Genomic DNA, 13,755 nt, shown 5'->3' on the forward strand with positions numbered 1-13,755 from the left:
GAGCGACCTGTAGAGTCGCTCCCTGTTCAGCACACCCTGCATCAGGGGTGGATTCGCGGCGGAACGTTATAACAGGATCGGCGGGCAGGCGGCAAAAGGGCCGGAAAGCAGGAATACAGGCATATTTCACTCGATCTTCGTACGAAGATTACGATCCTGTTCGGAGGTTCTGTCAGCCTACCTAGTGCCATGTAAGTGTCATTGATAGTATTGTATGATCGAACATCTACATGGTGTCAACGTCTACATGGTGTCATGCGAGTGGCTCCCTCAATCACACCGAGAGATGATGAAAGGAAAACACTGGAGCACTGGTTAAGAGGGCAGGCCGTTCCCCACAGGCTTGTGCAGAGATCGAAGATCGTCCTTCTCGCCGGCGGTGGAATGGAGGACAGGGACATTGCCGCCGCTCTGCATTGTAAATAAACTGACTGCCGGACTGTGGCGCAGGAGCTTCGCTCTCATGCGTATGAAGGGCATAATGGAGGATGCGCCAAGATCCGGAAGGCCGTCGAACCTTCCTCCCGGTAAGAGGAAGAGGATAATGGACATGACGCTCAACAGCAAACCGGATGGCATGACACACTGGTCGACGCGCTTGCTTGCTGAAAAGCTCGGCATAAGCCATATGACCGTCCAGCGTGTCTGGAACGAGAATAATCTGCAGCCGCACAGGACACGTTCATTCAAGTTCAGCCAAGACGCTCATTTCGGGGAGAAGCTGATGGATGTGGTCGGACTGTACATGCATCAGCCCGAGAAGGCGGTCGTGTTCAGCATCGACGAGAAGCCGCAGACACAGGCACTGGAGAGGACACAGAAGATGCTGCCGATGAGACCGGGACTGCCCGAAGGCACATCCAACGACTGCAAACGGAACGGCACCGTCGACCTGTATGCCGCACTCAACATACTGGACGGCAAGGTAGTCACAGCATTCACGAACAGGCATACACACACGAAATTCCTATCATTCCTCTGCATGATGGAGGAAAATACGGAGCGGGAACCGAATATCCATGTGGTGCTGGACAACTTGGGCGCACACAAGACACCCGAAGTGAGGAGGTGGCAGAAACGCCACAGCCGTTTCCACATGCACTTCACTCCGACCAGTTCTTCGTGGGTGAATATGGTGGAGGGACGGCTCTCCAAACTGACAAACGGCAGCATAAAGCGCGGCAGCTTCAGAAGTGTGCCCGAACTCAGAAGTGCAATAGAAGCGTATGTCAGTGTCTACAAAAAACAGGCAAAGCCGTGGGTTTGGACAAAGGATGCCGTTCTTCAGGAGAAAGCAACGCAAATTCGCCGGCGGTTCCAAGCGGAAACAAGCCGTCCATGCCTCGCGTGATGAGACGATCAACAAGTGCTTCAAGACTTTCAGTTTCAACCTCGCCTCTTGCATTGAGCGGAGTGGGCATCAGTGCCCAGATTCCATGCATCTCATCCCTCATGATTAAAGGATGGCAGGCTGAATGATATAGTGCTGCATTTCTGGCTCCGGAGGCAAAACTACGCCATCCTGCGAACTGTGTTCGAATCCGCCCACATAAGTAAAAGTCAGAAGAGGAGGGCAGGACACTACGGCTTCCCTCTTTTCCTGACGGCAATTAACGCAATGACAGCCGCTTCGCCGACAATCAGGGCGGCCAGCAAATCGGCCAGCCACACGGGCAGATATGCTGCCGGGGAAACTGCTTTGGCAGGCTGAGCCGGGTTGGTCACAACCGCTGTCTGCCCGGGCGACAGACTGAGATTCCGATAGAAATCGCCTTCAGCTGTCACGAATTCTACCGTGTAGTTTCCGGCAGCGAGTTTGATGTCGACATATCCCTGGTTTGTCGGAACGTATCTGCCGTCAACAAAGACGGTGGCATTTTGCGTGGAAAACAATACCAGGTGGGCGTACTTAAGGTAGTGGATAGAAAGAAAGCGGTTCCCTTCAATGGAAACGACTCCCGAGCCGATCGTAGCGTAGTATGCCGAAAGATTGCGCGGGGTGTAAGTATAGTTACCGTAGGGCAGAGAGAAATTCTCGTACGCCTGATCAGTTGAATAAACTGTGCCATTCAACATGAAACTCCAGGTCATTCCCGGAGGAATACCCGATTCAGCAACTGTGAGATTGAAGACAACTTCCGAGAAATTGAGATCAAAAGTATAACCGGGTACCGTCTGAACAAATATGATGAATTCAGAGCTAAACTCGTCGTCAAGCATTATCGGCTTGTCCAGCGTGTACCGTCCTGAAATATTTTGATAATGGTAATTTGCAGCTGCGGAATATGAGTAGTTGCCTGGAAACTGGTATACGGTTATGGATGTTCCATTCGTTCTGTAGGAATCAGAGTAGTTGCCCAAAGCAGGGAAGAATGTCTGGTACAACGGGCTGTGCAAATCAATGGACCAGTTTGTGTTCGGAGGCAGGCCCTTCATTAAAAAGGTCACGGCATAAAACAGGGGCTGGATTGCAAGATCTGCATACATCAGGCCAGTCGGACCGGTCACAGGAAGCCTGTTACCGCCTGGTCCGGTGTAGTAACTGATATTGCCTGAATCATTTTCAGCATACTGAAAACCAAAAAATTGATAATAAAACTTGTATCCGCTGGCAGAGAGGGTGTAACTATACGTCCCGTTAACTGCATACAAGTGAGTTGTCCCGACGAAACTTTCTCCCAGGGTGAACTGCAGTGACGGACCACCAGTGAGGTTCAGATAGAACACTGTGCCGTTTGGTATCGGTAAACTTCCTAGAGGTGTATAGGGAGGTGTGTAGATATGGATGGTTACGTTGGTAACAAAGAGTCTGAAAAAAATGTACAGTCTAGAGGGGGCTGCTGTAACGTTGAGCGACCCGGAAACTGACATCCATGTCCTGCTGGGACCCTGTGCAACGAAACTCAAATTGCCTCTTGGCTCGGCCAAAACCAGTTTGCTCGAGTTAGAACTGTAACTCTGCCCGTAGGAAGTGTTGATCCACCAGTTTGAACCGGAAGGAAGACCAGATTCGAAAAAAGTGACATTGGTAAAGTTTTCCCTGATAAATACGACATCCAGGTATGTGTTGCTGCCGGCAACAGTGAAATTACCGCTGAAAGCAGATGGAATGTAACCAAATCCCTTGCCCGGATAGATGGTGGAAATCCGGAAATCATATGTACCGTTTGGCAGACCGAATGCGACAGAACTGCCATAGGCGCTCTCCTTAAGTCCAAAAACACTGATATTCCAGAGAGAACCTTGAGGCAGACCGCTTTCATTGAACTGGACCAAATTCATTTTGTACGGCTTTGACTGAACAATGCTTATGGACTGGGAGTTCGTGTTTAAGACATAGAAAAGACCGTTAGAACTGTCGTAGGCTGCTGCTGAGGGATTGCTTCCAACAGCTATTTGTCCTGTAAGGTTGAGTCCGCTGACCTCCTGCACTACACCATGGGGTTCAAGCGCGTAGATAAGACCGTTTCTTGGATTGAAAGTGAGGTTCAGTGCATAATCTGAAAGATGGATGAAACTGACAATAACACCGTCGTAAATGACCGCTATCTCGTAAAGCCGTGGCAATGATGCGTATGTCAGGTTATTGAGAGGATCGTAGAGCAGATCCCAGGCGATGCTCGGCAATGAAACGTTTTCGTATAGCGAATTGTTGCCGAATATTGATAAGGTCCAGTAGTTATCAACTGCGGCATACAGTTTGTCACTTGCATCGTTGAATGAAATTGAATATGGAAGGCTCTGAGGAGTCCCCGCAGTGATGTTTGTTACGGCCTCAAGGCCGCTGATCATCGTGATCTGCCCGTCCCCGCTATCAGCAACAAACACCGATCCGTTGCTGGAAAGTGTCATTGCAGTGGGTTCTGCGCCTACCGGTATTACCTTCACAACTCCCATGCCGTTCAGAACAGTGACCTCCGAAGAGCCTGTATCGCTGACGTAAACATAACCATACGCAGAGTCGTAGAGAACATCGTCCGGGCTCTGGCCAAAAACCGGCAAATAGCCTTTGACGGTATTGTTGGAGATGAGAATTACCGTGTTGTTAACTGCGTCGGAGACGTACAGCATATTGTTTTCAGGATTGTAAGCGATTCCTCTTGCCAGGATCGAGAGAGGCACGTCACGTACGACGCCGTTTGCCCCTATGATGATCAGATAGGACGGACTTGCATCATCTATGGCGTAGACGGAGGCGTCAAGGCTGTCAAAGATCAGGCGCCCCATGAATCCGCTGCCACTGTAAGCCGCTGTTATGCTCAGCCCTTTTATCCGGAGTACGGTGGAGTTCGCTTCATTGCTCGCATAGATGTATCCGTTAGCTGAATCGTAAGCCATGCCGAGGGAAAACGTATTACTGTCGTTTGGATTTGCAAGCGGTATATATCCAACAATGCTCAAACCATTGATGACAAAAATGTATTGCTCCGAATAGTAGTTGGCCACATACAGATCGCCAGAGGCCGGGTCGTATGCAATTTGACCAGCAATTTCAAAACCGGAGATAGAAGAAATAACGCTGTTGTTTGAGATTACGTATACGTGAAGCAATCCGTCAGCGTAAATATATCCATCGGAAGGGTCAAATGTCATGTACAGACCGATCGAAATGTTGGTCGGAAAATCCCCGACTATTTGAAGTCCTTTGACTTCATACATGATGTGGTAGTCTGCAACATAGACGATCTGATTTACTGGATCATAGGCCATCTCAGATGGGCCGCCGAAAGTGCTGTTGGTTATGTTGAGTATGGCAACGACCTTTGTTCCGTTGATAATTGCTACTCCTCCGGTCTGGCTGTTGCTTGAAGCATATATCCAGCCGTTGGAATAATCGAAGGTCTCGGATGCAATCCCTTTCAGGCCTGTGTTTATTCCTTCTACGATTGTTCCGTTGCGTATAACATAAATGTAGCTTCCGCCGCCGTCCCCGATGTAGATGTTGCCGCTCTGATTATCATAAACAATGGAATAAGGCTGAACAATCAACGGAAGGTTTCCGTTGTTGCCCTGCAGAAGAGTGCTATTTTCAAGTGACAGAGTCTGATAGGCGCCTGAAATTGCATTATTGCCGGAGTTAGAGAGGGTAGAGTGAGCATGTGATGAATTGCCAAATGAAGTGCCGGGAAAATCTTTGATAATCGACTCCTGGGCGGGAGTGGGACGCCTCGGCAGCAATTTATTCAGCTGACCGGTCGATTTAGCATGCGCATTACCGGACGCCGGTCCTGAGATAGGCAGACCGTTCAGGGCCGCATATGAGGTAGGTGCGAAGAGCAGAACAGCCATCAAAACACAAAGCACACGAACCTCTGCGAAATTCCTTTTCGCCGCTACTGACGATGTCAACATTCCGCCATGTCCTGCATGTTTATGTCATTTTGATATTAATATCTGTATTTGTATAGTTCCTTATCAAATATGCCGCGATATTTCTCAATAATCTCATCCACGGTCTGTACCTGTTGAGAGACAGAGCCGCTGCCTCATCAGTTTCTCAAGCTCCTCGAACATGTTCATGTCCTTGAGTTTCCATGTTGCGAGGAGCTATGCTATGTACTGGTAGTTCTGTGATCCGTTCTCTGAACGGAATGTTCCTGTGATCTTGCGTATGAGGACATGCTCCCTTATTGCCTGCTCGCCCAGATTGTTCGTCGGCTCCATGCGCGGATAGAGGAGGCATGTGTACCAGTGTCCGAGGCCGTTGCGTATGTAAGTGACGGGTTTTGACAGTTCCGTGTATTCACTGTATTCCTCGACCAGTTTCTCTATGACGCTGTCGGGCTTCTGCTTCGCATCTTCCCCGGCATTCATTGGAGGATTGCTCTCCTGCAATTTCTTGAGTTCGGTGAACATGGTGTGCATGCGTTCTGAAAGCGCACTGCCATGCTCAGATGCCTCTTTGAATGCGCGACCTCCCTCAGCAGATGCGCCCAGCATCTCTGTATTGCAGTCTGATTACCGTATGTGCTCCATTCGTCAACAACTGCAGGACCATGAAAACCATCCCACATGTCTTCCCTGACGACTTTCCTTCCCCTCGGATCCGTTATGACGGCGAGCACATCGTTCTCATTCGAACGGAATATCCAGAGACACCATTTTGTCGCCGCTGACTGCCATGCCGATCCCGTCAATGTGCACTCATTTCGCATTGCGGATGCGCTCCTTTGCCGCATCATATTCGGAGCGGCATGCGTCGCCGACACGGAGGAGTGCGTTATTGATGCCCATGGTGCTTATGCTGAAGTTGTTGTTGACTGCGAGGAACTCCTGTATCTTCCTTATCGGCCCGCTGAGATGGTACTTGAGCATCGTTATGCAGGCGAGCATGTGGATGCCAAGCGTACCCTTCTGCGGGCAGTCCGTGTGTCTTGCCGTGAACTCCTTGCCGCAGCAGCTGCATCTGTACACATCGGGTATGAACTCGGTGATCTTCACCTTCTGCGGCGGCAGAATGTCTATTGTTGTCTTATTCTCTGTTCTCACAGGCTCTCCGAGATCGGTGTTGCCGCATTCGTTACACTTCTCTGCAGTGACTGTGACAGTCCCATCGTGTTCGGGCATCTTCCTGGTGGCGCCCATGTGTTCTTAGGGTGCGCCACGTTTCTTCTTCGCCTTTTCTTCCTGCTTCTTCTCATTCTTCTGCAGGGATGGAAGGGGTATGTGGTTTTCATGAAGCAGCAGCCTGTGCAGCAGCTGTTCCATCTCAGATCTCAGTTTTCCATTCTCCGACCTGAGAACATCGGCCCTCTTCAGCGCTTCATCACGCTCTGCAGTGAGATGTATTGTTGTTTTCTCAAGCTGCGAGACGTGCGGTTTCTGTTCCTTCTTCCCTTCAGCAGCCATCGCTGAACGGAATTATCTGCCTAGCTATATAATTTTTGTAACTGCAATTGAATATAAACATGATTATAAATGAATTGTACTACGGAACTATATACAAATACTCTGATCGGGAGTTTATTACCGTATTTGTACCCAAATTGAGTATGCTCCCTATGGGATTTGAACCCATGTCGCGGGGTCGAAGGCCCCGCATGATTGGCCTCTACACTAAGGGAGCATTGATTTGCAGTGGCGATGATTGAGTCCAAATGATACCTGTTCTTAAAATTTTCCAGTTGAAATTATTTGAATTCAGTGAACCTTGAAGGGAGGGAAAAGTAGATTCAAACAAATGATGCCATGAATCACAGGGCTGAAACAGATTCAGCATCCTCCGTCTCTTTCAAAACAGATTTCACAAAGTGAAGATGCTCATCAGTTTTTCATTTTCCTGCCGGACAGTCTGATGACACGCACGCGCTTTGAATCGGCAGCAATATATAAATATAATTTCCCCCTTTGATTCAACAAAGGAATGGAGTTTCCTTTCGACTGCCGGATGCTGGCTGATAACTCCTGCCATTGTGATGTTAATAATCAGAGGAGGTCAGCCGGTTGGAATTTCACAGCATACTGTGGTTGCCTGAACATGCGAAAGCTTGGAAGGACGAGGTTGAAGCACCCGATTCGTTCCCGGATTTGAATCTGGATCGTGTCGTAAGTGATATCACCTCCAATCACAAATACAAAGAGTACGAATTGGAGAAATTTTATTATCGCCTGCTGGCTGGAAAAGAGGCTGTAGTCTACCGCCAGCAGATATTTCAGGACCTCCAGGATCAGACCAAACTCGAGCTCATAAGGGATTTTGCCCATGCAATGAAGAGAACGGAGAGCAGGATTCGTTCTGCCAGCCGGTATCCGTACGAATATCAGAAGGAAAGGGAGATATTGGACTCTGCAAAAATTTATTGCGATGCCGTGGCCGCCCTTTCAGCAGCAATAGTCCGCGCCGATTTTAAATCGGCTGGATTCCTGGCATTTGCAGATTTACTGACTGAATATGTAAACTCGGATGAATTCAAAATGCTTGCAAAGGAAACCGAATCCCTGGAGAAGGATTTGCTAAACGTGGAGTATTCACTCATCATTAAGAGTGATGGGGTCATTATAAGGAGGTTTGCACCCGCACAGGATTACACAGCGGAATTAGCCGGGGTTTTTGAAAAATTCAAGAATGATAAATCCGAGATGGTCAAGGTTAGAACACCAAGTCACCATGATATAAATCATGTTGAGGCAATCCTCGTGGAATTGATAGCAAAATTCTATCCTGCCGTTTTCCAGAAACTGAAAGCATATTTTGAAAAATATTCTGATTATGTGAATCCTGCAATTCGGAGATTTTACAGGGAAATACAGTTCTATCTGTCCTACATCGACTACATCGTCCCGATGGAGAGCGCAAATCTGAAATTCTGCATCCCTTCAATTTCTGAAGTAGACAGGAATATACTTATTCGGGATGGTTTCAATATTGCACTCGCTTCCGTTCTCATCCATAAGAGGGAGAAGGTGATATGCAATGATTTCCTTCTCGAAGGTGACGAGCGTATTGTTGTTGTGACAGGCCGCAATCAGGGGGGAAAGACTACCTTCGCAAGCTCCCTGGCCCAGATCGAATATTTGGGATGCCTGGGCCTGCCCGTACCCGCGAGTTATGCTCGGCTGTGTATCGTCGACGAAATTTTCACCCATTTCCAGAAAGAGGAGGCGGGCGAAAATCTGAGAAGCGGACTCGAAGATGATCTGCTCAGAATCCATGATGTCATTATGCATAGCACAGCTGAAAGCATGATAATCATAAACGAAATGCTCAGTTCGTGCACTTTGCAGGATGCCTCAGCCATTGGCAAGAAAATTCTGGGAACGATACAAAAAATAGGCTGCATTTGTGTTTACGTGACTTTCATTCACGATCTCATCGAATTCGACAAAACAGTGTGTATGACAAATGAGGTTGACCCGCATAATCCTGATATTTCGACTTACAAACTCGTAAGAAAGCGACCGGATACAGATTCTTATGCCATCCATATGGCCAGAAAATACGGACTGACTTACGATCAGTTGAGAGGGAGGTTGATGTCATGAATGTTTTCTTGCTTTTCAGGGATCGTAATTTCGACTGGAAAAAGAACCTTCCTTACAATGAGCAGGAACTGCTGCACGATCTCGACCTGGATGTAATATTGAAGGTGATGTCTGCTGGCGACTCCTATATCTATTCAGTCGCCAAAGCCGTTATTTTGTGCGGGGAAATGGATACTGCAACAATCAGATACCGTCAGGAAGTGCTAAATGACTGCACATCAGTGTATCCGCAGGTAAGAGATCTTTATCACATTGTTGTTAAGACGATTGAAACGGTGAAAAAAGACTTCTGGCTGACAGGCAACCGGCCTTTAATTCATCTCAGCACATCAACAAGCATAATGCGCATTCTGTTCAATGCACTAAGGGATCTGAGGCACATCGCAGATTTTTATTCCAAACAATTCAAATCCGAAGGTTTCAGGTCGCTTCTGGCGATGCTGAGAACGGAGTTCAGCGACGAATACATCAGGAATGTAGAAAACCATCTTGATGAACTCGAATTCAATAATGGTGTTCTGGCGACTGCCCGTCTGGGTATGGGGAACATCGGAGCGGATTATAGACTTCACAAGAGAAGAGAAGGAAGACGTGATGTGAAACGGATTCTTTCAGGGAAAAGGGACCAGTATGTCTTTACCATCGATCCGCGGGATTATAACAGTTCTCAATCTCTTTCAGCCCTCAGGGACAAGGTAATAGGCAATGCCACGTTGATGCTCTCGGAATCAGTCAGTCATGTGCTTGGTTTCTTCAACGACTTTCGTGGTGAGTTAGGTTTCTATATCGGATGTCTCAATCTGCATGATCAACTGAACCGGAATGGTTTACAGTTTTGCATGCCATTACCTTACGAACTTAATTCAAATATGTTCTCCTTCACAGGGCTGTATGATATCTCTCTCGCCCTGAGGCTTGGCGGTAGAATCGTAGCGAATGACCTCGATGCAAGAAACAGGAAACTGATAATAATCAGCGGTGCCAACAGAGGAGGCAAATCAACCTTCCTGAGAAGCATTGGCTTGGCTCAGTTGATGATGCAATGCGGAATGTTCGTGGCCGCCGGGTCCTATGAATGTGAAGTATCTGACGGCATTTTCACCCATTTCAAAAAGGAGGAAGATGCTGAAATGAGAATGGGGAAGCTTGACGAGGAATTGAAACGATTCAGTGATATCGTAGATCACCTGAGTCATGGATCGATGCTGCTGCTCAATGAATCTTTTGCCTCAACAGACAACAGGAATGGTGCCGAAATCGCCTCTCAGGCCTTAGGTGGACTTATGGAATATGGAATAAAAATCCTGTTTGTGACACACAATAATGAGGCGGCAGACAGATTTTACAGGAAGAATCCGGCAGATGCTGAATTCCTCAGGGCTGAAAGAAAGCATGACGGAAGCAGGACGTACAGAATAATAAGGGGAGAACCGCTGAAAACAAGCTTTGCGGAGGATCTTTATAACAGTATTTTCGGGTGATGAGGTTGTGCCGCAGGCGCTTACGGAAGTGGTGCTGCGTGAATTCATTTGTAGGACAAACCTGATTGACCTGCACTTCCAGTGAAGAATGTTCCTCCTACGACCTATTTCTGAAATGAAGGCCGGTAATGCGGCGCTCAGGACCGTGTTACGCGGTGACGCAGCCGGAGTGATGTGCGAAGCCAACGAGGGATGTATTTCTTCGACACTTTGTCACATTCCTGAATGGGGCAATCCGCAGATCCCTGCCTGTGACAGCCTTTACGATCTGTAATGGCTATGCAACCCGCAGAGTTGCCTTAATTCTGTCGGGTTTAAGAAGGAGGTCAAGGCCGTCGATGATGCTGCACACAATGATGTCTGCATTGCTGAGTGCAGAAATTGCGGCGCCTTCTCCACCAATGACTGCAATTCCCAGCCCTGATGCTTCAAGCATCTTCATGTCGTTGCTGCCGTTTCCTAAACTGACGGTGTTCAATGCCCCAAGTTTTTCAACAAAAGCCCTCTTCTGTTCTGCCTGGTCATCACCCGTTACGATCTGCAGGCTGCATTCAACTCCATTCAGTTCTTCCCTGGCCCGCCCGTATGTATCTGCGGTAATGACATGCACATCGAGCAATTCAGACAGTTTGCGGAGCCGGCTGGCAACTCCGGGAATCAGTTTTCCATCGACGGCCAGGGTTCCGTTAAAATCAGAAGCAAGGAATTTCAGCCGAAATTCCGAAATCCCCGGAGCCTGTATAATCAGCATGTCGTGTAACTCCATGAGGTTGATGCATGGCAATGAGCAGGTGAGACTGTTTGTGCCTCCATCCTTTTTCCCCTTCGGCCGATATTCCCTTTGAGGGTATAAATTCTCCATCGTTCCACGCTGTTCCGGACAAGGCTCACAGGTTTGAGCTGAAATTCGCCGATCGTACTAAACATTTCGCGGCACATGTTTTCACAGCGAACACAATCCGCCGCCCTTGCCGGATGGCCGCACTATTGTATGCAACGCTGTGCCAGAAACAGAATTGGAAAATAAAATAATCCACTTATGTCGATGGTAGTTGATTGGGCATAGAAGATACCCATCTAAATGTGGCCAGTGAAAATATTATTTAGCCATCAAACTACTGGGGGCGTATATGAAGATCAAGAATGGTGACAAGGAAGTGGAGGACGGGACAATTCTATGGCAGCCGGATAATACATTTGTTGAAAATTCAAACATTGCCAGATACATGCACTATCTGGAAAATAACGGGATATGCAGTGCCGATGATTACGAATCGTTATGGCGCTGGTCAACGTCCGACACAGCGGCATTCTGGAAGTCGATTGTCGACTACTTCGGTGTCAGGTTTGGAAGTGACTATTCCAGGGTGATGTCGTCAACCCGTATGCCTGGCGTCAGATGGTTCGAAGGCGCTACACTGAACTACACCCAATGCCTGTTAGATAAAAACGAACGGGACGATACCTCAATTATATCGGTTTCCGAAACAAGGCCAAGACGAGAAGTGTCAATGCAGAAGCTCCTTTCAGATGCAGAGAGGGTTCGAAACTTTTTCAGCACCGCCGGAATAATGCCGGGTGACAGAATTGCCGCATATCTGCCGAATATCAGCGAGGCCGTGGAATCATTTGTTGCCACAGCTGCGTCAGGTGCAGTATGGTCAAGCTGTTCGCCGGATTTCGGCAGGAAGAGTGTCATCGACAGGTTCAGCCAGATAGAGCCGAAACTGCTCATTGCGGTGGACGGATACATCTATGGCGGCAGGACCTACGACAGGATTGATACAGTGGAGAGTATTCTGAAAGAGATACCCAGCATCAAGCAGGTTATACTGATTCCATACCTCAACAGTGGTGCAAGAGTCAGGAGTGCCGTGCTGTGGGACGATGTTGTTGGAGGAAGAACGCACGGATCCGATTTCGTTTCACCCGTGCCCGTCGAATTCAACCATCCGCTTTGGATCCTCTATACGTCGGGTACTACCGGACTTCCAAAGCCCATCGTGCACAGTCATGGAGGGATTCTTCTCGAACACCTGAAGACACACTTTCTTCACTTTGATCTTGGTCCGAAAGACACTTTTTTCTGGCTAACGACAACCGGATGGATGATGTGGAATGTTGTGGTTAGCGCATTGCTTACCTCCTCGAAAATTGTTCTTTTTGATGGGAATCCGGCATACCCGGATCTTGATACACTCTGGCGTCTGGCGGAGAAGGAAAAAATAACCCATTTCGGCACCAGTGCGGCTTACATTTCCTCATGCAGGAAGGAGGGGGTGTCTCCAGGTGAAACGTTCAAACTCGGTCAGTTGCGGGCCCTTTCATCAACGGGCAGCCCCCTTCTGCCTGAAGGATTCAGCTGGGTTTATGAAAAGGTGAAAGATGACATCTGGCTTTCATCCGTGAGCGGCGGAACAGATGTCTGTTCCGGCTTCGCCCTGGGATGCCCGCTGCTTCCGGTGAAAGCGGGAAGAATACAATGCAGAGCACTTGGAGCAGCCGTGCATTCGTTCGACGAGCAGGGCAATTCCCTCGTTGATGAAGTTGGAGAACTTGTGATCACACAACCTATGCCTTCAATGCCGATATATTTCTGGAACGACGAAAAGATGACGAAATACAGGGAGAGTTACTTCGAGCAATACGACGGGGTATGGAGGCATGGCGACTGGGTGAAAATTTTCAGGGATGGCAGTCTTGAAATTTACGGCAGATCGGATGCGACTCTCAAGAGAAGAGGCATAAGGATCGGTACCGGTGAACTGTACAGGGCGGTCGAAAACATGGACGAGATTATAGACAGTCTCGTAATCGGCATAGACATTGAGGGGGGTGTCTATTACATGCCCATGTTTGTGGTCCTGAGGAACGGGATCACCCTGAATTCTGAACTGAGGAAAAGGATAGAAGAGAAAATAAGAAATGAGCTGTCTCCCAGACATGTACCTGACGATATAATACAGGTCACAGAAATACCCAAAACACTAACAGGAAAGAAACTCGAAATACCTGTCAAAAGGATACTCTCGGGTGTTTCTCCAGGCAAGGCGGTGAATCCCGGATCAGTAGCTAACATGGATGCGCTGAACGACTTGATAGAACGGGGCAGAAATGCAATCAACGCAAAATTCAAAGACACGCGCCGAATATGAAAATAGCCCGATCAGAGGATGTGATATCGGCATCAAGTTGGACAGGTTAAGCCTGATTCAGCCAATTCATGCGTAACTCCATAAAAACTGCCTTGATGTCCGTCGAGGAAGCATTTTTTATCATTTTCAGAAGAGTG

11 protein-coding genes and 1 tRNA gene are annotated in these 13,755 nt (G+C 48.2%); 5 read left to right on the forward strand and 7 right to left on the reverse strand.

Features of this window, described 5'->3' with window-relative positions:
* Nucleotides 1–261: 261 nt before the first annotated feature.
* Nucleotides 262–426, forward strand: coding sequence for a hypothetical protein (locus tag KIS29_08325; GenBank protein ID MBX8640325.1), 165 nt, complete (start codon nt 262–264; stop codon nt 424–426).
* Between the two features lie 37 nt (nt 427–463).
* Complete coding sequence (locus tag KIS29_08330; protein MBX8640326.1) at nt 464–1,351, forward strand: IS630 family transposase; 888 nt, start codon at nt 464–466, stop codon at nt 1,349–1,351.
* 230 nt (nt 1,352–1,581) lie between these two features.
* On the opposite strand, the gene KIS29_08335 is transcribed toward KIS29_08330, so the two are convergent.
* The 6 genes from KIS29_08335 to KIS29_08360 all read right to left on the reverse strand — a co-directional run bounded on the left by KIS29_08335 (nt 1,582) and on the right by KIS29_08360 (nt 7,066).
* A complete protein-coding gene (locus tag KIS29_08335) occupies nt 1,582–5,289 on the reverse strand; it encodes a hypothetical protein (protein MBX8640327.1) in 3,708 nt (1,235 codons plus the stop codon).
* Nucleotides 5,290–5,547: 258 nt separating this feature from the next.
* The gene (locus tag KIS29_08340; protein ID MBX8640328.1) at nt 5,548–5,814 is read right to left on the reverse strand and encodes a transposase; all 267 of its coding nucleotides are present in this window, start codon (nt 5,812–5,814) and stop codon (nt 5,548–5,550) included.
* Complete coding sequence (locus KIS29_08345) at nt 5,811–6,155, reverse strand: transposase (protein MBX8640329.1); 345 nt, start codon at nt 6,153–6,155, stop codon at nt 5,811–5,813. Before KIS29_08345 ends, KIS29_08340 begins: the two co-directional genes overlap by 4 nt.
* The gene (locus tag KIS29_08350; GenBank protein ID MBX8640330.1) at nt 6,145–6,585 is read right to left on the reverse strand and encodes an IS66 family transposase zinc-finger binding domain-containing protein; all 441 of its coding nucleotides are present in this window, start codon (nt 6,583–6,585) and stop codon (nt 6,145–6,147) included. Before KIS29_08350 ends, KIS29_08345 begins: the two co-directional genes overlap by 11 nt.
* A gap of 6 nt (nt 6,586–6,591) precedes the next feature.
* The gene (locus tag KIS29_08355; protein ID MBX8640331.1) at nt 6,592–6,849 is read right to left on the reverse strand and encodes a hypothetical protein; all 258 of its coding nucleotides are present in this window, start codon (nt 6,847–6,849) and stop codon (nt 6,592–6,594) included.
* A gap of 144 nt (nt 6,850–6,993) precedes the next feature.
* Nucleotides 6,994–7,066: transfer RNA gene (locus KIS29_08360), tRNA-Glu, on the reverse strand.
* A 377-nt stretch (nt 7,067–7,443) separates the two neighbouring features.
* On the opposite strand from KIS29_08360, the gene KIS29_08365 reads away from it, so the two are divergent.
* Together KIS29_08365 and KIS29_08370 are read left to right on the forward strand one after the other, a co-directional pair.
* Entirely contained in the window at nt 7,444–8,982 is a 1,539-nt protein-coding gene (locus KIS29_08365; GenBank protein MBX8640332.1) for a DNA mismatch repair protein MutS, read from the forward strand.
* Nucleotides 8,979–10,463 carry a DNA mismatch repair protein MutS gene (locus KIS29_08370; protein ID MBX8640333.1) on the forward strand — a complete coding sequence of 495 codons (1,485 nt, stop codon included), beginning with the start codon at nt 8,979–8,981 and terminating at the stop codon, nt 10,461–10,463. The genes KIS29_08365 and KIS29_08370 overlap by 4 nt, the downstream gene beginning before the upstream one ends.
* Before the next feature lie 277 nt (nt 10,464–10,740).
* Here the strand turns inward: KIS29_08370 and KIS29_08375 are convergent, their stop codons facing one another.
* Nucleotides 10,741–11,214: an ATPase P gene (locus KIS29_08375; protein MBX8640334.1), complete on the reverse strand. Its 474-nt coding sequence runs from the start codon at nt 11,212–11,214 to the stop codon at nt 10,741–10,743.
* 379 nt (nt 11,215–11,593) lie between these two features.
* Here KIS29_08375 and KIS29_08380 point away from each other — a divergent pair, with 379 nt between their 5' ends.
* Nucleotides 11,594–13,618, forward strand: a complete 2,025-nt coding sequence (locus KIS29_08380) for an acetoacetate--CoA ligase (GenBank protein ID MBX8640335.1) — start codon at nt 11,594–11,596, stop codon at nt 13,616–13,618.
* Nucleotides 13,619–13,755: the final 137 nt, after the last annotated feature.

Origin of the sequence: Candidatus Sysuiplasma jiujiangense (genome assembly GCA_019721075.1) — an archaeon.
In the GTDB taxonomy this organism is placed as follows: Archaea; Thermoplasmatota; Thermoplasmata; order Sysuiplasmatales; family Sysuiplasmataceae; genus Sysuiplasma; species Sysuiplasma jiujiangense.